Source organism: Streptomyces sp. NPDC054872 (genome assembly GCF_053610705.1).
Map to the genome: position 1 here is coordinate 37,839 of NZ_JBSGYY010000017.1, position 20,022 is coordinate 57,860.

Annotated in this window: 17 protein-coding genes and 1 tRNA gene; 6 read left to right on the forward strand and 12 right to left on the reverse strand. The window is 70.2% G+C overall.

What is annotated here, in order from left to right; all coding sequences use genetic code 11:
• The first annotated feature begins 68 nt into the window (after positions 1 to 68).
• From ACWGIH_RS21965 to ACWGIH_RS21990, 6 genes are all read left to right on the forward strand, one after another.
• Complete coding sequence (locus ACWGIH_RS21965; RefSeq protein WP_453444588.1) at positions 69 to 266, forward strand: hypothetical protein; 198 nt, start codon at positions 69 to 71, stop codon at positions 264 to 266.
• 286 nt (positions 267 to 552) lie between these two features.
• Positions 553 to 3,384 (forward strand): type I DNA topoisomerase, encoded by a 2,832-nt coding sequence (topA, locus tag ACWGIH_RS21970; protein WP_453444590.1) that lies wholly within the window; start codon positions 553 to 555, stop codon positions 3,382 to 3,384.
• 142 nt (positions 3,385 to 3,526) lie between these two features.
• Complete coding sequence (gene tmk, locus ACWGIH_RS21975; RefSeq protein WP_453444592.1) at positions 3,527 to 6,754, forward strand: dTMP kinase; 3,228 nt, start codon at positions 3,527 to 3,529, stop codon at positions 6,752 to 6,754.
• A gap of 142 nt (positions 6,755 to 6,896) precedes the next feature.
• The gene (locus ACWGIH_RS21980) at positions 6,897 to 8,102 is read left to right on the forward strand and encodes a DNA polymerase III subunit delta' (RefSeq protein ID WP_453444594.1); all 1,206 of its coding nucleotides are present in this window, start codon (positions 6,897 to 6,899) and stop codon (positions 8,100 to 8,102) included.
• 107 nt (positions 8,103 to 8,209) lie between these two features.
• The gene (locus tag ACWGIH_RS21985; protein ID WP_453444596.1) at positions 8,210 to 9,757 is read left to right on the forward strand and encodes an alpha/beta hydrolase; all 1,548 of its coding nucleotides are present in this window, start codon (positions 8,210 to 8,212) and stop codon (positions 9,755 to 9,757) included.
• Between the two features lie 103 nt (positions 9,758 to 9,860).
• Positions 9,861 to 9,934 (forward strand) — tRNA-Thr (locus ACWGIH_RS21990).
• A gap of 47 nt (positions 9,935 to 9,981) precedes the next feature.
• Here ACWGIH_RS21990 and ACWGIH_RS21995 read toward each other — a convergent pair.
• The 12 genes from ACWGIH_RS21995 to ACWGIH_RS22050 form a co-directional block, all read right to left on the reverse strand.
• On the reverse strand, positions 9,982 to 11,367 hold the full coding sequence (locus ACWGIH_RS21995; RefSeq protein WP_453444598.1) for a tyrosine-type recombinase/integrase: 1,386 nt from the start codon (positions 11,365 to 11,367) through the stop codon (positions 9,982 to 9,984).
• A gap of 65 nt (positions 11,368 to 11,432) precedes the next feature.
• Entirely contained in the window at positions 11,433 to 11,636 is a 204-nt protein-coding gene (locus tag ACWGIH_RS22000) for a helix-turn-helix domain-containing protein (protein ID WP_453444600.1), read from the reverse strand.
• Positions 11,637 to 12,104: 468 nt separating this feature from the next.
• Positions 12,105 to 13,580 carry an ATP-binding protein gene (locus ACWGIH_RS22005; RefSeq protein WP_453444602.1) on the reverse strand — a complete coding sequence of 492 codons (1,476 nt, stop codon included), beginning with the start codon at positions 13,578 to 13,580 and terminating at the stop codon, positions 12,105 to 12,107.
• A 3-nt stretch (positions 13,581 to 13,583) separates the two neighbouring features.
• On the reverse strand, positions 13,584 to 14,438 hold the full coding sequence (locus ACWGIH_RS22010) for a bifunctional DNA primase/polymerase (RefSeq protein WP_453444604.1): 855 nt from the start codon (positions 14,436 to 14,438) through the stop codon (positions 13,584 to 13,586).
• 87 nt (positions 14,439 to 14,525) lie between these two features.
• Positions 14,526 to 14,978 carry a hypothetical protein gene (locus tag ACWGIH_RS22015; RefSeq protein ID WP_453444606.1) on the reverse strand — a complete coding sequence of 151 codons (453 nt, stop codon included), beginning with the start codon at positions 14,976 to 14,978 and terminating at the stop codon, positions 14,526 to 14,528.
• Between the two features lie 203 nt (positions 14,979 to 15,181).
• Entirely contained in the window at positions 15,182 to 17,305 is a 2,124-nt protein-coding gene (locus ACWGIH_RS22020; RefSeq protein ID WP_453444607.1) for an FtsK/SpoIIIE domain-containing protein, read from the reverse strand.
• Between the two features lie 89 nt (positions 17,306 to 17,394).
• On the reverse strand, positions 17,395 to 17,562 hold the full coding sequence (locus tag ACWGIH_RS22025; RefSeq protein WP_453444609.1) for a pRL2-8: 168 nt from the start codon (positions 17,560 to 17,562) through the stop codon (positions 17,395 to 17,397).
• A gap of 2 nt (positions 17,563 to 17,564) precedes the next feature.
• Complete coding sequence (locus ACWGIH_RS22030; protein ID WP_453444611.1) at positions 17,565 to 17,891, reverse strand: hypothetical protein; 327 nt, start codon at positions 17,889 to 17,891, stop codon at positions 17,565 to 17,567.
• Positions 17,892 to 17,982: 91 nt separating this feature from the next.
• Positions 17,983 to 18,888 carry a DUF2637 domain-containing protein gene (locus ACWGIH_RS22035; RefSeq protein WP_453444612.1) on the reverse strand — a complete coding sequence of 302 codons (906 nt, stop codon included), beginning with the start codon at positions 18,886 to 18,888 and terminating at the stop codon, positions 17,983 to 17,985.
• On the reverse strand, positions 18,885 to 19,148 hold the full coding sequence (locus ACWGIH_RS22040) for a DUF6284 family protein (RefSeq protein WP_453444614.1): 264 nt from the start codon (positions 19,146 to 19,148) through the stop codon (positions 18,885 to 18,887). Before ACWGIH_RS22040 ends, ACWGIH_RS22035 begins: the two co-directional genes overlap by 4 nt.
• 185 nt (positions 19,149 to 19,333) lie before the next feature.
• Positions 19,334 to 19,534, reverse strand: a complete 201-nt coding sequence (locus ACWGIH_RS22045) for a hypothetical protein (RefSeq protein WP_453444616.1) — start codon at positions 19,532 to 19,534, stop codon at positions 19,334 to 19,336.
• Positions 19,535 to 19,578: 44 nt separating this feature from the next.
• A complete protein-coding gene (locus ACWGIH_RS22050) occupies positions 19,579 to 19,959 on the reverse strand; it encodes a RapZ C-terminal domain-containing protein (protein ID WP_453444618.1) in 381 nt (126 codons plus the stop codon).
• Positions 19,960 to 20,022: the final 63 nt, after the last annotated feature.

Below are 20,022 nucleotides of genomic sequence, written 5' to 3' on the forward strand. Positions count from 1 at the left end.
GTTCGCGCCCCGGATTCCCGGGCGTGTCAGTTTGCCGATCCGGGAACTCGGTACGGGGAGGCAATGACATGGAGAGTGGACCAGCGATCTTCGCGGGCACGGTGTTCGCGCTGTTCGGAGCGGGACTGCTGCTGTGGACCGGAGTACGCGTGGCGCACCGCGCGCCTGTCGCCGACGGTGTGAACCCTGTCGCATCGGCGACACTCGCCGCGCTCGCCGGCTCGGGCGCACTGATGCTCGGAGTGTGGTGTTTCACTCGTCTTTGACCGGGAGCGGCCGGTGGCCGCGGGGCGCGTACGGGCCGTAGGCCCGGCGCCGGTGCCGAGCCGGTGGTGAAGCCGGGGGCGAACCCGGTGGTGAAAGGGCAGGTCGCCACTCCGGGCGGCAGGAATGGCGGTAGTCGGGTTACCGTTCGAGTGGCCGTTGCGGGCTTTTCCCGTTTGACACGGGGGCGGGATGTACCGTCACACTCCGCAGCGTCAGCGCAACTCAAGCGCACCGAGCGAGGCCACACAGCACGGCCCCGAGTACCGACCGGAGAGAAGAGCGAAGTTGTCCCCGACCAGCGAGACCGCAAAGGGCGGCCGCCGACTCGTCATCGTCGAGTCGCCTGCCAAGGCGAAGACGATCAAGGGTTACCTCGGCCCCGGCTACGTAGTCGAGGCGAGCGTCGGGCACATCCGCGACCTCCCCAACGGCGCCGCGGAGGTACCCGACAAGTACACCGGCGAGGTGCGCCGCCTCGGCGTGGACGTCGAGAACGACTTCGAGCCCATCTATGTCGTCAACTCCGACAAGAAGGCGCAGGTCAAGAAGCTCAAGGACCTGCTGAAGGACTCCGACGAACTCTTCCTCGCCACCGATGAGGACCGCGAGGGCGAAGCCATCGCGTGGCACCTCCTCGAGGTCCTCAAGCCCAAGGTCCCGGTCAAGCGGATGGTCTTCCACGAGATCACCAAGGCCGCGATCCAGGGCGCCGTCGCCAACCCGCGCGAGCTCAACAAGCGCATGGTCGACGCCCAGGAGACCCGCCGCATCCTCGACCGCCTCTACGGCTACGAGGTCTCGCCGGTCCTGTGGAAGAAGGTCATGCCGCGCCTGTCGGCCGGCCGCGTCCAGTCCGTGGCGACCCGCCTCGTCGTCGAGCGTGAGCGCGAGCGCATTGCCTTCCGCTCCGCCGAGTACTGGGACCTGACGGGCACCTTCGGCACCGGCCGCACCGGTGACGCCTCCGACCCCTCGCAGCTCGTCGCGCGCCTCACCACGGTCGACGGCAAGCGCGTCGCGCAGGGCCGCGACTTCAACTCGGTCGGACAGCTCAAGTCCGACACCCTGCACCTGGACGAGACCAACGCCCGTGCGCTCGCCGCGGCCCTGGAGAACACCAGGTTCGCGGTCCGCTCCGTCGAGTCCAAGCCCTACCGCCGCTCTCCGTACGCGCCGTTCCGTACGACGACGATGCAGCAGGAGGCCAGCCGCAAGCTCGGCTTCGGCGCGAAGGCCACGATGCAGGTGGCACAGAAGCTGTACGAGAACGGCTTCATCACCTACATGCGTACGGACTCCACGACGCTGTCCGACACGGCGATCACCGCCGCTCGCGCGCAGGTCACGCAGCTCTACGGCAGCGACTACCTGCCGGACAAGCCCCGCACGTACGCCGGGAAGGTCAAGAACGCGCAGGAGGCGCACGAGGCGATCCGCCCCTCGGGTGATCGTTTCCGCACGCCCGCCGAGACCGGTCTGACCGGCGACCAGTTCCGGCTCTACGAGCTGATCTGGAAGCGGACCGTTGCCTCCCAGATGAAGGACGCCACCGGAAACTCCGTCACGGTGAAGATCGGTGGCACGGCCGCCGACGGCCGCGACGCCGAGTTCAGCGCGTCCGGCAAGACCATCACCTTCCACGGCTTCATGAAGGCCTACGTGGAGGGCGCGGACGACCCGAACGCCGAGCTCGACGACCGTGAGCGCAGGCTCCCGCAGGTCAGCGAGGGCGACGCGCTGACCGCCGACGAGATCACGGTCGACGGCCACGCCACCAAGCCGCCGGCCCGCTACACCGAGGCCTCGCTGGTCAAGGAGCTCGAAGAGCGTGAGATCGGCCGCCCGTCGACGTACGCGTCGATCCTCGGCACGATCCTCGACCGCGGTTACGTCTTCAAGAAGGGCACGGCTCTCGTGCCCTCCTTCTTGTCCTTCGCCGTGGTCAACCTCCTGGAGACGCACTTCGGGCGCCTCGTGGACTACGACTTCACCGCACGCATGGAAGACGATCTCGACCGCATCGCGCGGGGCGAGGCGCAGGCCGTGCCGTGGCTGAAGCGGTTCTACTTCGGCGAGGGCGACGACTCCGGGGTCGCCTCCAGCGCGGGCAACGGCGACGGCGACCACCTCGGCGGGCTCAAGGAACTGGTGACCGACCTGGGCGCGATCGACGCCCGGGAGATCTCCTCCTTCCCCGTCGGCGACGGCATCGTCCTCCGGGTCGGCCGCTACGGCCCGTACATCGAGCGCGGCGAGAAGGACGCGGAGGGCCACCAGCGCGCCGACGTGCCCGACGACCTGCCGCCGGACGAGCTGACCGTCGAGTACGCCGAGGAGCTGCTCGCGAAGCCGAGCGGTGACTTCGCGCTCGGCACCGACCCCACGTCGGGTCACGAGATCATCGCCAAGGACGGCCGCTACGGCCCGTACGTCACCGAGGTGCTCCCCGAGGGCACCCCGAAGACGGGCAAGAACGCGGTCAAGCCGCGGACGGCCTCGCTCTTCAAGTCCATGTCGCTCGACACGGTGACGCTCGAGGACGCCCTGAAGCTGATGTCCCTGCCGCGCGTGGTCGGGGCGGACGCCGAGGGCGTGGAGATCACCGCGCAGAACGGCCGCTACGGCCCGTACCTGAAGAAGGGCACGGACTCGCGGTCCATCGACACCGAGGAGCAGCTCTTCAACATCACGTTGGAAGAGGCCCTCGCGATCTACGCCCAGCCCAAGCAGCGCGGGCGGGCCGCCGCCAAGCCGCCGCTCAAGGAGCTCGGCGAGGACCCGGTCAGCGGGAAGCCCGTCGTCGTCAAGGACGGCCGCTTCGGGGCGTACGTCACGGACGGCGAGACCAACGCGACGCTGCGGGCCGCCGACAGCGTCGAGGACATCACCGCCGAGCGGGGCTACGAACTGCTCGCCGAGAAGCGGGCGAAGGGTCCGGCCAAGAAGACCGCCAAGAAGGCGGCGAAGAAGGCCCCGGCCAAGAAGACCGCCGCCAAGAAGACGGCTGCCAAGAAAACGGCCGCCAAGAAGACGACGGCTGCGAAGAAGACCACTACGAAGACGGCGGCCGCCAAGAAGACCGCTGCTTCGGCCGCGAAGGCGTCCGACGCCGAGTAGTCGAGCGGCTGAGCAGTCGAACAGCTGTCAGCTGAGCCGTACGCGTCGTTCCGTGACGGCGCTGTGAATGTGTGAACCGAAGGGGCGCCCGTTTGTTCGGGCGCCCCTTCGGAGTGTCACACCGTGCGGATAGGCTGGACGGATGACGCGTGCCGAGCAGCCAACGGTCGGAAACCCGGCCCCCGACGACGCCCTGGTCGCAGATTCCCGAGAGCGTGCTGTCCGCGCCTTGCTGCGCGTGCCCCAGCTGAAGCGCCTCTACGGCGCCCAGCTCGTCGGCGGTGTCGGCGATGCCCTCGCCCTCCTCGTCCTGGTGGTGCTCGCTCTGCAAGCGGCCATCGCCGAAGGGGCGTTCGGGGGCGGTTATCGCGGGGTCGCCTTCGCGGTCACCGCCGTCTTCGGGGCGCGCATTCTCGCGACGCTGCTCTTCGGGGCGGTGCTCCTGGGGCCGCTGAGTTCGCTCACGTCACCGGACGGCCCGCTCGACCGGCGCTGGACGATGGTCGTCTCGGACGGCCTGCGGGCCGCGCTCCTGATCGTCGCGCCGCTGTGGATCGACTGGACCCCGGACAACGCGCTCGCGATGCTGCTCGTGACCGCCTTCGTGATCGGCGTCGCCGAACGCTTCTGGACGGTCTGCCGGGAGAGCGCGGCGCCCGCGCTGCTGCCCGCGCCGCCCCTGGAGGGCGCCACGGTGCGGCCGCTGCCGGACCACATGGACGCACTGCGGCGCCTGTCGCTGCGTACGGGCTTCGTGGCGCTGCCCATCGCGGCCGCCGCGCTCGTCGCCGTCACGCTGATCGGGAACCTCCTCGGCGCCGGGCTCGACTGGTTCGAGATCCACCAGGCGGGGCTCGCCTCGTTCGTCGCCGCCGGACTCTTCGCGGCATCGCTGTCGATCGTCTTCTTCCTCGAACTTCCCGCCACGCAGACGCCACGCGCGCGTAGCCCGCTCGAAGGGCTGCGCAGGCCGCGCACCGGCAGCGGCACCGACCGCGGCCGCACCGGCGCGATCCCGCTGCTCGTCGCCGCCTGCGCCGCGATCGCCGGTGCGATCGCGGCCTCCGTCGCGGTCGCCGTGCTGCACGCCAAGGACCTGGACGGCGGACCCGTCACGTACGGCCTGGTCGTCCTCGCGCTGACCGGCGGCACCGTCGTCGGCATCCGTACGGCACCCTCGCTGCTGCCCTCGCTCTCGCGCCGCAGGCTGCTCGCGCTCGCGATCGCCCTCACCGGCGTCGCACTGCTCGCCGCGGGCCTCGTGCCCGACGTCACGACCGTGCTGCTGCTCCTGGCGCTCGCCGGGGTGGCCGCGGGCATCGCCGCGCACACCGGGCACGCGCTGCTCGACCAGGAGGTCGAGGACTACCGCAGGGCGCGCACGACGGAGCATCTCCAGGCCGTCGTACGCCTCTTCATCGCGCTCGGCGCGCTCGTGGCCCCTGTGGTCGCGGCGGCGATCGGGCCGCACCGCTTCGTCAACGGCAAGTTCGTGTTCGACCACGGAGGCGCCGCCTTCACGCTGATGCTGGTGGGCGCGCTGCTGCTGCCGGTGGCCGCGCTGGTCCTCGCCAAGATCGACGACCGGCAGGGCGTGCCGCTGCGGCACGACCTGCGGGACGCGCTGCGCGGCGGCGACGACCCTGAGCAGGGGATCGCGGCCACGGGCTTCTTCATCGCCCTGGAGGGCGGCGACGGCGCGGGCAAGTCGACGCAGGCCGAGGCGCTCGCCGAGTGGATCCGGGCCAAGGGCCACGAGGTCGTCGTAACGCGCGAGCCGGGGGCCACGCCGGTCGGCAAGCGACTGCGGTCGATCCTGCTCGACGTGTCGTCGGCCGGCCTCTCGCACCGCGCCGAGGCGCTCCTGTACGCCGCCGACCGCGCCGAGCACGTCGACACCGTCGTACGGCCCGCCCTCGAGCGGGGCGCGGTCGTCATCTCCGACCGCTACATCGACTCGTCCGTGGCCTACCAAGGCGCGGGCCGTGATCTGTCCCCGACCGAGATCGCCCGTATCTCGCGGTGGGCGACGGCCGGGCTCGTGCCGCATCTGACGGTGCTGCTCGACGTGGCGCCGGAGGCGGCCCGCGAGCGGTTCACGGAGGCCCCCGACCGCCTTGAGTCGGAGCCCGCCGAGTTCCACGCGCGCGTGCGGTCCGGATTCCTGACGCTCGCCGCGGCCGACCCCGGGCGCTATCTGGTGATCGACGCCGCGCAGGAGCCGGAGGCGGTCACGACTGTGGCCAGGCACCGGCTCGACCTGATGCTGCCGCTCTCCGAGGCCGAGGTGAAGGCACAGGAGGAGGCCCGCAAGGCGGCCGAGGAAGAGGCCCGCCGCAAGGCCGAGGAAGAAGCCGCGCGCAAGGCCGAGGAGGAGCGGGTCGAGCGCGAGCGCCAGGAGCAGCTCGCCAAGCTCCGCGCCGAGGAGGAGGAGCGCAAGCGCCGCGAGCTGGAGGAGGCGCAGCGCCGCGAGGCCGAGCGCCAGGCCGAGGAGGCCAGGCAGCGCGCCGAGGAAGCCAAGCGCAAGGCCGAGGAGGAGCAGGCCCGCCTGCTCGCCGAGGAGAAGGTGCGCGCGGCAGAGGAGGCGCGGCGCCGCCGGGAGGCGGAGGAAGAGGCGCGGCTCCGGGCCGAGGCCGAGGCGCGCCGCGTGGAGAAGCAGCGCAAGGCGGAAGAGGCGCTGCTGCGGGCCGAGGAGGCGCGGCGGCTCGCGGCGGCTTCGGCTGCGGCTGCCGCCGCGGCTGCGGCGAGCGCGGCGGCTCCGGCTCCGAAGGCGGCCCCGGCTCCGAAGGCAGCTCCTGCTGCAAAGCCGGCCGCCGCGTCCAAGTCGGCTTCGGCCGCCGAGTCGACTGCGGCTCGGAAGGCGACTCCCGCGCGGTCCGCGTCCCCGTCGGATGCCGTGCCGGACAACGAGACGACGGTTCCCACGCCCGTCGTGAAGCCCGGTGCTGCTGCGCCGTCCGCGCCCGCGCCGGGTGCCGCCGACGAGACAGCGGTGCTCCCGCAGGTGCGCGACACCAGCGGCTCGGAGGAGACCGAGGTCCTGCCGCAGCCGCCGGTCCCGGGTGCCGCCGACGAGACGGCCGTGCTGCCTCCCGTACGGGAGGACAAGGTGCCGCCGGGGTACTTCCGCGACGAGCGGCCCGAGGCGGCGCCCGCGCCTTCGCGTGACGGCGGCGGCAATGACCGCACCCGCGAGCTGCCCCAGGTCGACGAGAACGGGGAGCCCGTCCAGCGGCCGCGCTCGGACTGGGCGGAGGAGACTCCGCTGGACGATCTGCCCTCCCTGGCGGACGAGTTGCTGGGCGAGCGGGACGACGACGAGGAGGGCCGGGACGGTGGCCGCGGCGGCCGGGGGCGCAACAGGCGCTGAGCCTCGCCGGGCGAGCGGACCGCGTTGTCAGTGGCGTGCTCCACAATGAATTCGACGGCGTGAATCAATGTGACGGCGTGAATCAATGTGACGGCGCGACGTGTGCGAGCGACGCAGGTGTGCAGGGCGGAGGCGGTGACCGATGACCGTATGGGACGACCTGGTGGGCCAGGAGCGGGTGAGTGAGCAGCTCGGCGCCGCCGCCCGGGACGCCGACACGCTGGTCACCGCCGTGGCCTCGGGCTCCCCGCGGCCCGAGTCGTCGAAGATGACGCACGCCTGGCTGTTCACCGGACCGCCCGGCTCCGGGCGGTCCACCGCCGCCCGCGCCTTCGCCGCCGCGCTCCAGTGCACGAGCCCGGACCGCGCGCTCGGCGGCGCCCCCGGCTGCGGGTTCTGCGACGGGTGCCACACGAGCCTGGTCGGCACGCACGCCGATGTCGAAGTGGTGCGTACGGACCTGCTGTCCATCGGCGTCAAGGAGACCCGCGAACTGGTCAGGCGGGCCCAGCTCTCGCCCGCCGGCGGCCGCTGGCAGGTCATCGTCCTCGAGGACGCCGACCGCCTCACCGAGGGCGCGGGCAACGTCCTGTTGAAGGCCGTGGAAGAGCCCGCCCCCCGCACCGTGTGGCTGCTCTGCGCGCCCTCACTGGAGGATGTGCTGCCCACCATCCGCTCCCGCTGCCGCCACCTGACGCTGCGTACGCCCCCGGTGGACGCCGTCGCCGACGTACTCATCCGGCGTGACGGCATCGAGCCGGACGTCGCCTCTGCCGCTGCGCGCGCCACCCAGGGGCACATCGGCCGAGCCCGCCGCCTCGCGACCGACCCGCGGGCCCGCGACCGCCGTGCCGCCGTGCTCAAGCTGCCCATGCGGGTGCAGGACATCGGTGGCTGCCTCAAGGCCGCGCAGGAGTTGATCGACACGGCGGGCGACGACGCGAAGCAGGTCGCCGAGGAAGTCGACGTCAAGGAGACCGACGACCTGAAGGCGGCGCTCGGCGCGGAGAAGGGCGGCCGGATGCCGCGCGGCACGGCGGGCGTCATGAAGGAGCTTGAGGACCGGCAGAAGCGCCGCAGGACCCGCACCCAGCGGGACAGCCTCGACCTCGCGCTCATCGAGCTGACCGGTGTCTACCGGGACGTGCTCACCCTGCAACTCGGCTCGCGCGTGGCCCTGGCCAATACGGAGGTGCTCGACATGCTGGAGCGCCTGGCACGCGGCACGACCCCCGAGTCCACCCTGCGCCGCATCGAGGCGATCAGCGCCTGCCGCACCGCGCTGGACCGCAATGTGGCGCCGCTGCTCGCGGTGGAGGCGATGACGGTGGCGCTGCGGGCGGGTTAGGGCGGGTTAGTACGCGAGGCCGCCGCTGCCCCTGGGATCCGTTCGACGAGGTCACTCGTACGAGCACATTGCGTAACGCAAACAACGCGGAGCGTTAGTCTCGCCTAATGCGCATCAGAGGACTCCGCACCCCCACGACCGTGTTCCTGGCGGCCGGACTGCTCATTTCCGGCTGCTCGGCCGGGAGCTCGACGGCGGACGCGTCCATGGCCGCGCTGCCCCGCCCCACCCCGCAGGAGCTGTCCCCGTACTACGGCCAGAAGCTGAGCTGGCGCGAATGCGGCGCCCCCGGCTTCCAGTGCTCCACGATGAGGGCGCCGCTGGACTACGCGAAACCGGACGGCAAGCAGATCAAGCTCGCCGTCTCCCGGAAGAAGGCCACAGGCCCCGGCAAGCGCCTGGGCTCGCTCCTGGTCAACCCGGGCGGCCCCGGCGGTTCGGCGATCGGCTACCTCCAGTCGTACGCGGCCCTCGGCTACCCCGAGGAGGTCCGCGCCCGGTACGACATGGCCGCGGTCGACCCGCGCGGTGTGGCCCGCAGCGAGCCCGTCACCTGCCTCGACGGCAAGCAGATGGACGCGTACACGCAGACGGACGTCACCCCCGACGACAAGCGCGAGACCGCCGAACTGTCGGACTCCTTCAAGAAGTTCGCGGCCGGCTGCGAGAAGCACTCCGGCGAGGTGCTGCCCCATGTCTCCACGGTCGAGGCGGCCCGCGACATGGACATCCTGCGCGCGGTGCTCGGCGACAAGAAGCTGAGTTACGTGGGTGCTTCGTACGGCACGTTCCTGGGAGCGACGTACGCCGGGCTCTACCCCGACCGTGTCGGCCGCCTGGTCCTCGACGGCGCGATGGACCCGTCCCTGCCGGCGCGCCGCATGAACCGTGACCAGACGGCGGGCTTCGAGACGGCGTTCAAGTCGTTCGCGAAGGAGTGCGTGAGCCGGTCGGACTGCCCCCTGGGCACGGAGGACGAGACGGACGCGGGCAAGCGCCTCAAGTCGTTCTTCGACGAACTCGACCGCACGCCGCTCCCCGCCGGCGACTCCGACGGCCGCCGACTCGGCGAGGCGCTCGCCACGACAGGCGTGATCGCGGCGATGTACGACGAGGGCGCCTGGCCCCAACTGCGCACGGCACTGTCCGCCGCGATGAAGGACAAGGACGGCGCTCCCCTTCTCTCCCTCTCCGACAGCTACTACGAGCGTGACGCCGACGGGACGTACGCGAACCTCATGTTCGCCAACGCCGCCGTGAACTGCCTGGACCTGCCCCCGGCCTTCAAGACGGCCGCCGACGTGAAGAAGTCGATCCCGGACTTCGAGAAGGCGTCCCCGGTCTTCGGCGAGGGCCTGGCCTGGGCCTCGCTGAACTGCGCCTACTGGCCGGTGAAGGCGAAGGGCGAGCCGCACCGCATCAAGGCGGAGGGCGCGGCTCCGATCGTCGTGGTCGGCACCACGCGCGACCCGGCGACCCCCTACCGCTGGGCCGAGGCCCTGGCCGGCCAGCTCTCCTCCGGCAAGCTGCTCACGTACGAGGGCGACGGCCACACGGCGTACGGCCGGGGCAGCAAGTGCGTGGACTCCGCGATCAACGCCTACCTGCTGGACGGCAAGGCTCCGGAGGACGGAAAGCGCTGCTCACAGGGTTGATGCGGGCCCAGGAGGTCCGCCCACCGGGGGTGTACGGAGCACCCCCGGAAACTGTGTAGACTTGGCGTCGCTGCTGATCGCACCATAGGTGCGGGACGCGTGCGCCGCCTTAGCTCAGATGGCCAGAGCAACGCACTCGTAATGCGTAGGTCTCGGGTTCGAATCCCGAAGGCGGCTCTGTAGAAGCCCCAGGACTCACTCGCCGTGACCTGGGGCTTTTGCTTTTAACGGATGCGGCGACGGCGCTGGGCACGAGCCGCGCGAGTGTCGACGGTCTCAGTTTTGGTCTCAGTGGGGCCAGCAGACGGGGGAGCGAAGAACTCTCCCATGCGCCGCATCGCATCCTTCGAGAGATGCGATCTGCCCTTCACGTAGCGCCTCGTCTGGCTGATCTGGGTGTGCCGCAGAATCTCCATGATCGTGGGCATGTCGACGCCCAACTCGTTCAGGATGGTGCCGGCAGTGTGGCGGCTCCCGTCGTAAAGGCGACGGTCATCGATCCCGGTTTCCTTGAGCAGCTCCTTGAACTCTTCGTAGTCGGCGCGAGGGTCAAGAGGGCGCCCGTCCGGCCGTGAGAACACGACGTCGTACTCCTGCCACAGCTCACCGGCCGCGCTCCGCATCTCGTCTTGCCGTGCCTTGTGGTCGAGCAGGAACGGGATGAACACGGGCGGGATCGGTACGGCGTTCTGACTCTTCTTGGTCTTGGGACGGGTGAAGACGAGACCGCCTTCCTTGCGCTCGGGGCACGCGCTCGCGTGCTTCGTGCACCCCTTGGCGCACGGCTTGGGGCACCCACGCTTGTAGCTCTCGTGCGTGGTGCAGTTCGGCGGGCACGGCGCGAAGCGGTGGAGACGTGATCCGCAGGCGTGCGGGTCGGGGCAACCGTGCCGCCATGTGAGGCGCTGTAGCTGCCACTTGGGGTGGAAGAGCTCTGCCTCCAGGTCAACGTACGACCAGCGCAGGCCGAGCGTCTCGCCCTGCCGGAAACCCATGCCGACGCCGACGATCCAGCGCATGAAAGTGGGTCGCTTTGAGGCCGCTTCGAGGAATGCCTTGGCCTCCTTCTGCGTGAAGGGGTTGGCCTCGGTCTCATCGACGCTCGGGGGGTCCACGAGCGTGGCGACGTTCTCGCCGATGAGGCGGCGGCGGTGGGCAATCTTCAGGGCGCGGGACAGGATGCGATGCACCTTTACCACGTGAGAGGGAGCGCGCCCGGCATCGAGCAACGCTCGGTACATCCGCTCCAGGTGCTCCGGACGGAGCTTGTCGATGCGGTGCTGACCGACGCCGGGGATGATGTCGTTGCGCGTCTTGGACCAGTAGTCATCCAGGGACCGCGGTTTGAGCTTCAGGCTGGCGATGTCGGTGAGGTAGGTCTCCATCCACTTCGCGACGGTCGGCTTGCGGCCTGCGATGGGGGCGCGTCCCTGATCGCGCAGGCGCTCCAACTCCCGGACCTTGCGCTTGATTTCCGGTTCGGTCTTGGCGCGGCGGTGGCGGCGGTCGGGGCTTCCGTCGTTCTTGACGCCCATCGTGACGCGGCCGTGGAACCAGCCGTCGGCGCCGAGGTAGATGGACGATTCCATGTTGGGCTTGCGGGGGCTCATGGGTTCCTCCATGCGGGAGGCGCCCCGCGCGGTGTGCTCGGGGCGCCTCAGGGCGTGTAGTCGGGTCAGTGGGGCAGGGGGGCGAGGTTCGCTACGTACGCCTCAAGATCCGCGCGACGGATGCGGCGTGTGCGGCCCAACTTGATGTACTTCAAGACGCCTGCGGCCATCAGCTCGTAGACGGTGGAGCGGCTGGTGGCGAGCGCTTCGGCGGCCTCTTCCGGCTTGTACAGGAGCCGGTCGACGGGGGCAGCGATCGCGGTGCTCATCCGGGGTTGCCTCCTGGGCAGTTCGTCTGTGCCTTCGGGGAGTTGGTCTCGGGGCCTATCCCTGTGTGTGTCCGAGGTGCGGATTTCTGCGTCATTGCGTCATCAACGTCACCCGGGTCCCTGACCTGCGGCTTCGTTCGACGCAGCGGCCAGGGGGTGCGTCATCGGCGCGTCATGGGCCGCGTCATCGGGTGACGCAGATGACGCAGGATGACGCAGAGGATGCCGTCTGCGTCATCGCTGTAACCGCAGGTCAGGAGCCGGTTTCGCGCGTGGGTGACGCAGGTGACGCAGCGTCTCTCCTCTTAGGACAAAAAGAGTGGGGTGTCTGTTGTGGTGTGGTGCGCGTCAAAGCGTGAAGAAGGAGCCGCTTCGCGGCGCGACCTGGGGGCGGCGTTCCGCCGAACAGCAAGAGGAGCACGCGGGGCCGATGGTGCTCCTCTTGCTTGTCCGGGCGAACGCGGCGGGTCAGAACATCCGCTTCTGCCCGGGTGGGGGCGGGGCGGGCAGGCGGGTCATTTCGAGGTAGCGGCCCTTGCTGGTGCGGCCGGAGTCGATGAGGACACCCCGGGCGGCGAGTGTGGGCTGGAGACGCTTGAGGCGGTCGGAGAGGACTTTGCCGGTGGTCGGCCAGCCCTTGGGCAGGGGACGCGTTCCGTCGTCGCTGTAGAGGCCGCTGAGGTGGTGCAGCCACTCGGTGGAGGTCATCCGCTGCTCTGCGCTCGGCTCCAGGGTGTCGGCGTGCCTCAGGACGGTCTGCGCGAGGAGGTCGCCCTCGATGACGTCGTCGTTGAGGTCGTCCAGGCTGGCCCGGTAGGCGCTCAGTGCTCCCAGGCCGGTGGCCGCGTCGAACTGCGCGCACAGGTGGGCGAAGTCTGCCATTCGCAGGTCGGTGGGGGTCTCCGCGTCGGCGGCGCGGACCTTGACCGCGAGGTCCAGGAGAGAGCCGAGGACCACGGGCAGGGCCTCTGTGTACTCCGTCCACAGTTCGGCCTCGGTGCGCCGGATGCGGGGGCGCTCCAGGCGCAGGGGCAGGAGCCGTTCGGCGAGGTCGGGGCGGATGACGCCGACGTCGATTCCGGTGAGCAGCATGGGGCGGCGGTAGCGGGCGCGGACCACGTCTCCGTCGGTGAACAGGGCGCGCTTGACGCTTTCGGCGCCGGTGACGATGCAGCACATGGCGTCGGAGAGGTCCGGGGTCATGTGGGAGAGGTTGTCCAGGGCGGTGACCCACCCGGCTGCTACCGCAGCGATCAGGTTTTCCTCATCCTTCGGAGCCCGGCGCAGGTCGCCGCTCATGCCTTCGATGATCCGCACGAGCATCCGCCCGGCGGTGGATTTGCCCGCGCCCTGCGGTCCGGTGAGGAAGGGGGCGGGGACGGGCACCGACGGTCCGAGGCAGCCGATGAGCCAGGCGATGGCCAGGCATTCGGTTTCCGCGGTGGCGAAGTTGCAGAGCCGGAGGAGGAGGTCGATGCCCTTGCCGTCGGTGTCTTTGGCGGGCAGGGGCAGTTCGCCGGTGAGCTGGGTGCGCCGCCAGCAGACTTCCTGCGGGTCGGGAGTGAGGATGTCCCAGCCGGTGGAGTGGATGCGGATGGACTGTCCGTCGTTGCGGCCCAGGTCCAGCCACGTCGCCCCGTCGAATCCGGGGGCGACGCGGATGTGGACGGGCTGCGTGTCTTCGGTCAGTGCGAGTGCTTCGATCAAGTCCAACGCCTCCTTGAGAGCGGTCCCGTTGAAGACGCCGCGCCCGTCTTTGAAGAGGCCGACCATGAGCTCCTGGCGGTGGCTGCCGGTGGTGCCCTGGGAGCGGATCGGGCGGGCCACGGGGTGGCCGTTCTTCTGTGCGTAGACGGTGCCGTCGGCGGTGCGGAAGTACCGGAAGTGCGTTTGCGCGTAGTCGGTGATGATCTCGCGGGCGGGGTTCTTTTCGTCCTCGGCCATGGCTCACATCCCCAGTGCGGTGCGGGCGTTGGTCCACGCGTCGATGCAGTGCCGGGCGGTCTCGCCCTTGGCCTGCGCGGCGGCGAATAGCCGCGTGGTGTGCGCTTCGGTGAGGCAACCGCACCGGCCGTGCGTGGACAGCACGGCGAGGAAGGTGCGGTAGACCGTGGCGTGCACCGCGCTTTGGGTCTCGGTGATGCGCTGCTCGGCCATGGCGATGCCACGGGCCAGATAGGTCGGCGTGCGGTGAGGGCACTCCCCGTTCCTGCCCCGCGCGGGCACGGCGACGGTCACCGGTCGGACCGTGGGAGGTTCCTTCACGATCAGCGCACGCACGATGTCCGGGAGGGCCGTGAGGTTGCCGGTGCCGGGACCGAGCCACCGCGCGTACTGCATGGACGACTTGATGTCGACGCCGGGCCGCACCGCGTTGGCGGACTGCATGGCGCCCCGGTAGATCCAGTGCTCACCTCGGGTCGTGGGCACGATCTGCGTGGCGGGCAGGGTCTCGCGGGCCCACGTGATCGCGTCGGCGTTGTCCAGGTCCACGACCGTCAGTCCCGCTCCGCCCGGGTGGTAGGCGATAGCGGCGGCCTGCATCCATGCCCGGCGCCAGATACCGGAGGTGATGACGCGGGGGTCGGTGGTGGCGGCGGCCCAGCCGTGGCAGGGCGCTGGGCAGGCGCACGAGCCAGGGATCTTCATGTTCGGTCGGCCACCGCACGCGGTGCCGGTGCAGCGGCGGCAGTTGCCGAACGGCACCTTCCCGGCTCGTAGCGGCAGTACGGGCACGCCGGAGGCTGCCAGGGCGAGAGCGTTACGCAGGCGCTCTCCCCGGATGTCGGTCGGTTGCGTCATGCTGGGAGACCTCCATCAGGTCTGTTGAGGACGGGTGGACAAGGGCGGCCCCAGGCTTTGGCGAGACGGGGGCCGCCCTTGGCGTAGCTAGCCGTGGAAGTGGTTGCGCTTGATCACGGCCTTGCGGATGTGGAAGGTGTTGCCGCCGCTGTGCGTGCTGAAGATCTGGATGGCGATCCAGCCGCCGAAGATGACGGCGGCCAGGATGATGAGCTGGGTGATCAGCGCGGTGAGTGCGGCGATGAACGTGGTGAGCAGGAGCAGCCCGCCGCAGACGGCACCGAAACCGATGCCTCCGAGCGCGATACTCACCGCCGTGCGCGAGATCGCCGGTTTGGAGGCGACCGGTTCGGGCTTGGCCGCGTCGATGGCATAGCCGGTGACCACGCGGCCATCGGGCAGCACGATGGACTGCACGGCCGCGACAGTGGACGGCTGGGCCGGTGCGAGCGGAACGCTGGGGATGACGGTGATGGGGGCGGGCTGGTGGAGGGTCACGGCCCGTTCGGCCGGTGCGTGGGCGGTGTGGTCGGGATACATGCGGAATCCCTTCGGGTGGGTGTTCAGGGAGGCGGATGCACCCCCATGTGGGGTGCGTGTGGAGGGGGTTTCAGGGGGCTGAGCTGCGGCGCCTCCCTGCCTCCCTGAGCGATCATTTGTGCAGGTCAGGGTCAGGGAGGTGGGTCAGGGAGGTGGTTAGGGAGTTCTCCCTGCCTCCCTGACCTGAAGCGGCTTGCCTCCCTCTACTTCGCGGCGGAAGCGGAACCATCGCCGTCGCGGTTCTTCAGGGCCCGGCTGAGGCGGTCGGCAGCGATGACCATGCGGCCGTCGGACTTGTAGGGCTCGGCCCCGGTGCCGTCCAGGACGCGCTTGAGGTCGATGAACGACCACTTGCCGTACGCGTCGTTGTTGAGCGCGGCGAGCCGCTTGAGTACTTCCTGGGTGAGCAGCCGCGGGGAGGTGCCGAGGACATCGGCGATGTCGGCGAGCGGGTCGCGGTCCTCGCCGCGCTCGATGGCGTGCAGGGTGGTGACGCCGTCGCGTAGGGCCTTGGCTCGGTCGGTGATGGCCTCGGCCGCGTCGTCATTGATGTAGTGCGTGCGCACCGTGATGGACGACTGCCCCTGGGGGATGTCGATCCCGGACGAGGCGACAACCAGGGTTCCCTGATCCAGGCCCGGACGCAGCAGGTTCGGCGCGGCGCCGCCGTCGACGGCCTTGTCCCCCAGGGCCATACGGGCCTGCGACTCCGTGCCGAGGGCGAGCGAGGCGCGAGTGTGGGCGCCTTCGCGCACCAGCTTGGGCAGGTTCTCGTTGGTGGGGTCCTGGGTGCCCTGCCACATCAGGACGTTCACCGCACGCCCCTGGTTGTGAATCTTGCGGACAGCCATGAAGTACCGGGAGTTGGCCTTCGAGCCGCCGTAGGGCCGCTTCTCGTCGTCCTTGGCCGGGCACATGAACGCCACCTGCGCCTCATCCACCAGCACGATCAGCGCCGGGAACACAGTTCCGGGCGGGGCCTGGATACGGCGGTTCATCTCCTCCACCGCGCCCTCAACCATCTCCGTGACCTGGATGACATGCTCGTCGGTCGGGCCCTGGATCAAGGTGGTGGCCAGTCCGTCGAACATGGCCCAGTCGCCCACGCCCTTGAGGTCGCCCATCAGGAACTGCACCGACCGATCCAGCGCCAGCCACAGGGCCAGGGAGCGCAAGGCGACGGTCTTGCCCTGGTTCGACAGGCCCGTGATGAGCAGGTGCCGCTGGTACAGGCTCAGCGCGGCGGCGTCGCCGCGCAGGTCCTGGCCCCACGGGGCGCGGCCCTTGGTGTAGTCGGCGGTCATCGTCTCGTCGGTGACCAGCGGCGACGGCCCGATCGGCTCATCCAGCGCGCCACTGTCGGCGATCCACAGCCGGACTGTCCGCGCGGCCTGCGGGATGGTGATGAACACTTCGTGCTCGTGCCGGGTCAGGTTCTCCGCCAGCTTGCGGCGCTTGTTCTGTACCTCGATCGTCGACACCCCCGAGGGGAGCGTCACGTCGACTTCGACGCCGCATCCGGCAATCGTGATCGGGCCGAGCATCGCGGCCCCGGCATCGCCCATCTCCTTGATGGCGTTACGCAGGGCGGGCACCCCGAGGTCGCGCAGAGCCTTGACCACGATCGACGGAGTGATGGGCTCCCCCTCGCCGTTTCGGACCCGTTCCGGCAGCGCCCAGTTCGGAGCAGCCTGCTGGCGCCGTCCTACGCCCCACACCGCGAGCAGCGCCACGAAGGGGCCCAGGGTGACCAGCGGTCCCCACACGACGGTGATGATCGTGATGAGCAGCTTGATGAGGTCGATCACGGCCATGAGCGGGGTGACGGTGTCGGTGATGTCCTCGTTGGCGATCGCCAACGCGACCCCGAGGGCGATCAGGGCGCCGATGCTCATGCCGGTGCCGACCGCGACGCCCTTGGCCGCGTCCACGGGCGAGCGGAGCAGATCCATGCGGCGCTGGTGGCGGGCCGCGCGAAACTGCCGGCCGCGCTCCTCCCACTCGGCCGCCACCTCGTAGTTCCCGGCGGCTTCGGCGGCGCGGAGCATGCGTTCGTAGCGGGAGGCGGTCCGGCCGTCCCAGGCGCGGCGGGAGACGATCCGCGTGCCGCCCATCACGTACATGGTGTGGCGGGCTGCCAACCGGCCCACGCTCTTGGTGCGTTCGTGCGTGACGGCCGTCTTGATGGCCCGCCCGGAGCGCACCCACAACGCCACCACCGCCGGTGGCGCAGAGTCCGGCAGGGGCGGGACAACGGTGAGGTGCGGGACGGTGTCGGCGGCGGGCGGATCGGGGTTCTTGTGCAGGTGAACGACGTTTTCGCTCATGACGGAGAAACTCCTGACTACGCGTGCACGGAGGAAAGTCCAGGGCCGCCGGGGCGGCGTGGAAGGGGCCGCCCCGGCGGGGGTTGCGCTCAGAACCAGCGGGATTTCTTGGGCACGAGGGAGGGGCAGCCGTTGACCATGTGGTTCACGCACTGCGGGCAGTCCTCGCGCGGTTTGAGGCGGCGGTGAATGCTCTTGTCGTGGGCGTGCTGCCAGCACTGCGGGCACTCACCGGGAGGCGCCGGTTTGGCGGCCATGCTCACCACCACCCCGACGACTTCTTGCCGACCTTGGTGGCCTTGGCGGTAGCGGCCTCGTTCACCAGACGCTGCCGCTCGACCTGCAACGCGGCGATCTCCGCCTGAAGCCGGGTCGTGGCCGCGTTCCACGCGGTATCAGCCTTCTCCTCGCTGCGGGCCCCGCTCCGGTGCCGGGCGACCTCGTACGAGCCGCCCGCCGCGGCGGCGAGGATCGCGCGCCGCTCACGGCCGGTCAGCGGCCACATCTGACGTCCCTGCGCGGCTTCGAGCTTGCGCGTCGTCTGCCGGATCTCACGGTCGATGCGGCGGGTATCGGGCTTGGCCATGGTCAACCCCTCCTTGGGGAGATGCGGTGGGCAGACTCGTACGGGGTGGTGAAGCGGGCGCACGGCGAGAGCACTTGAAGCCGTGGCGCCGTCATGCGGCTACCGCCTCAGGTGCGGCGCCGTCAGCGCGCTCCGCCTTCAGCGCCTCGCGCAGCGCTCGGGCGTTCTTCGGCGATGTGTGCACGGCCAGCCGGATACCTTCGGCAGTCAGCTTCGCGTCCGGCCAATCGGCCGTTGCGGCGCGCGCCTCAGCGAGCAGCTCGACAGGGGTGCGCTTGGGGCGAGACGATCGGGCCACGTCGGGAACCCGACCAGTCGCCGCCCGACGGGGCCGGGTCGATTCTGCGGCCACCACACGGGACTCGGTCGGTGCCGCCGTAGTCGGCTCGATCGCCGGGACGGGCTTGAGCGGCAGAGCCGACTTGAGGAAACCGACTGCCACCGGAGTCGGCAGCACCACGGGGTTCGCAGCGAGCGGCTCGGGGGCCGATTCGGGGAGGTCAGAGGTAGACCGATTGCTCACGATCTCAGTCGATTCCTCCGCATTTACGGCCGGTGGGTCGATCGGGGCGGGGCGGTGGTGCAGGACCTTGGCGACCAGATCGGATCCGAAGTAGATCGAGCCGACCGGCAGCGAGGTAGCCAGCAGCACCAGAGCCCAGTTGGCCGGGTCCCACTCGGCCAGTCGCCCCCACTGGATCGTGCGGCCGTGCAGACCCGGCACCAGCCCGTGCACGTAGTTGAGCACGAGCGAAGCGCCGGTGTAGGTGCCCAGCACGCGCAGCGCGAACGTCCGGTCCTTGCCCGCGAGTACGAGCGTGGCGACCAGCGCGAGCGCCATCAGACCGTCGACCACGAAGGGGTACAGCGTCGCCGCAGTGCGGTCGGCGCCGACCGCGCCAGCGATGTCGCGCAGCGCGTTCCAGGAGACGCGGAACGCCATACCGACTACCGCGACCAGCGCGGTGATCAGGAGGATCTTTCCGGTGCGGTTCACGCCCCCACCCCAGCAATCGTGGCGGCGGCGTTGGCGAGGGTCACGCGGGCGGCGAGGGCCTTGCGGCGGGCCCGGCGAAGGCGCCGTGTGTCCAGCTCGTTCGGCGTGCGGTCCAGCGTGATGATCTGTGCGTCCAGGAGCTCGACGTCCGCCAGGATGACGGGCATCTCCTGCTCGATGGCGTCCAGCTCAGCGGCCGTGGGCTCCATCCACGGCTCAAATGCGGTAACAGCGTCCTGAACAGTGACGATGTGGTCCATGGGTCGTGTTCTCCCTAGCAGGTGGCAACGGCCCGAACAGCACCCCCGGAGTGACAGCTCCGGGGGTGCGCGCCGTTAGGAGGAAGCCGCTCACAGAGCGGCGGCGCGGTCAGCGAGTGCGACCGCAGTGCCCCGGCAGGGAGTCGAACCCTGCCTTGCGACCATCGGGGCGGTAGAGCAGTCAGTCAGAAGCGCTTGACGCCATCGGGAACGACCGCGGGGTCGACGGTGACCTTGGCGTCGCAGCTGCCGCTGTCGCACGTGTAGTGGTCGCCGTGGTCAGTCATCTGCTGGATGTGGTGGTGAGGCGTGCCCATCAGCTCCTCTGTGTAGGCGGCGTACTTGGCTTCCTCGGCTGTCATTCCGCTGTAGAGGCGCGTACCCATGGCGATCTCCTCTGGGGGATTTGATGGTTGGAGGCGGGCAGCCGTCAGCGCTGTACGACGGCCTTGCTCAGGTCCCGGTGGGAGACGGTCACGGAGTGCCCTGCTGCCGTGAGCTGCGCGGCCAGGGCGCGGGCGAAGGTGGGGGCCCGGTGGCGTCCGCCCGCGCATCCGTCGGCGACGGTGACGGTTCCGGCGCTGGGGCCGGAGGCGAACGCGGCGACCGCCCTGGCGGTGGCCGTCACCAGGTCGGTGATGCCGGGGGTGCCCAGCACGGCGGTACGGACCGGCTCGTCATCGGCCGTCATGTACCGCAGCTCCGGCGAGACGTGCGGGTCGCGGAAGTGCTGGCGCAGGTCGATGGTCAGGTGTGCGGCGGGCGGGGCCTCGTGCAGGTAGCCGAACGAAACGATCTCAACAGCACTCATAAAGGACTCCCAGGAAACGAAGGCGTGTGGTGTTCCGGCTCCCCTCAGCGCCGCTCGTACGAG

What these genes read in the sequence shown, in the direction of transcription:
- ACWGIH_RS21965 (WP_453444588.1), top strand. Translation starts at nt 69, where the DNA reads ATGGAGAGTGGACCAGCGATCTTCGCGGGCACGGTGTTCGCGCTGTTC.
- tmk (WP_453444592.1), top strand. Translation starts at nt 3,527, where the DNA reads ATGACGCGTGCCGAGCAGCCAACGGTCGGAAACCCGGCCCCCGACGAC.
- ACWGIH_RS21980 (WP_453444594.1), top strand. Translation starts at nt 6,897, where the DNA reads ATGACCGTATGGGACGACCTGGTGGGCCAGGAGCGGGTGAGTGAGCAG.
- ACWGIH_RS21985 (WP_453444596.1), top strand. Translation starts at nt 8,210, where the DNA reads ATGCGCATCAGAGGACTCCGCACCCCCACGACCGTGTTCCTGGCGGCC.
- ACWGIH_RS21995 (WP_453444598.1), bottom strand. Translation starts at nt 11,367, where the DNA reads ATGAGCCCCCGCAAGCCCAACATGGAATCGTCCATCTACCTCGGCGCC.
- ACWGIH_RS22000 (WP_453444600.1), bottom strand. Translation starts at nt 11,636, where the DNA reads ATGAGCACCGCGATCGCTGCCCCCGTCGACCGGCTCCTGTACAAGCCG.
- ACWGIH_RS22005 (WP_453444602.1), bottom strand. Translation starts at nt 13,580, where the DNA reads ATGGCCGAGGACGAAAAGAACCCCGCCCGCGAGATCATCACCGACTAC.
- ACWGIH_RS22010 (WP_453444604.1), bottom strand. Translation starts at nt 14,438, where the DNA reads ATGACGCAACCGACCGACATCCGGGGAGAGCGCCTGCGTAACGCTCTC.
- ACWGIH_RS22015 (WP_453444606.1), bottom strand. Translation starts at nt 14,978, where the DNA reads ATGTATCCCGACCACACCGCCCACGCACCGGCCGAACGGGCCGTGACC.
- ACWGIH_RS22020 (WP_453444607.1), bottom strand. Translation starts at nt 17,305, where the DNA reads ATGAGCGAAAACGTCGTTCACCTGCACAAGAACCCCGATCCGCCCGCC.
- ACWGIH_RS22025 (WP_453444609.1), bottom strand. Translation starts at nt 17,562, where the DNA reads ATGGCCGCCAAACCGGCGCCTCCCGGTGAGTGCCCGCAGTGCTGGCAG.
- ACWGIH_RS22030 (WP_453444611.1), bottom strand. Translation starts at nt 17,891, where the DNA reads ATGGCCAAGCCCGATACCCGCCGCATCGACCGTGAGATCCGGCAGACG.
- ACWGIH_RS22040 (WP_453444614.1), bottom strand. Translation starts at nt 19,148, where the DNA reads ATGGACCACATCGTCACTGTTCAGGACGCTGTTACCGCATTTGAGCCG.
- ACWGIH_RS22045 (WP_453444616.1), bottom strand. Translation starts at nt 19,534, where the DNA reads ATGGGTACGCGCCTCTACAGCGGAATGACAGCCGAGGAAGCCAAGTAC.
- ACWGIH_RS22050 (WP_453444618.1), bottom strand. Translation starts at nt 19,959, where the DNA reads ATGAGTGCTGTTGAGATCGTTTCGTTCGGCTACCTGCACGAGGCCCCG.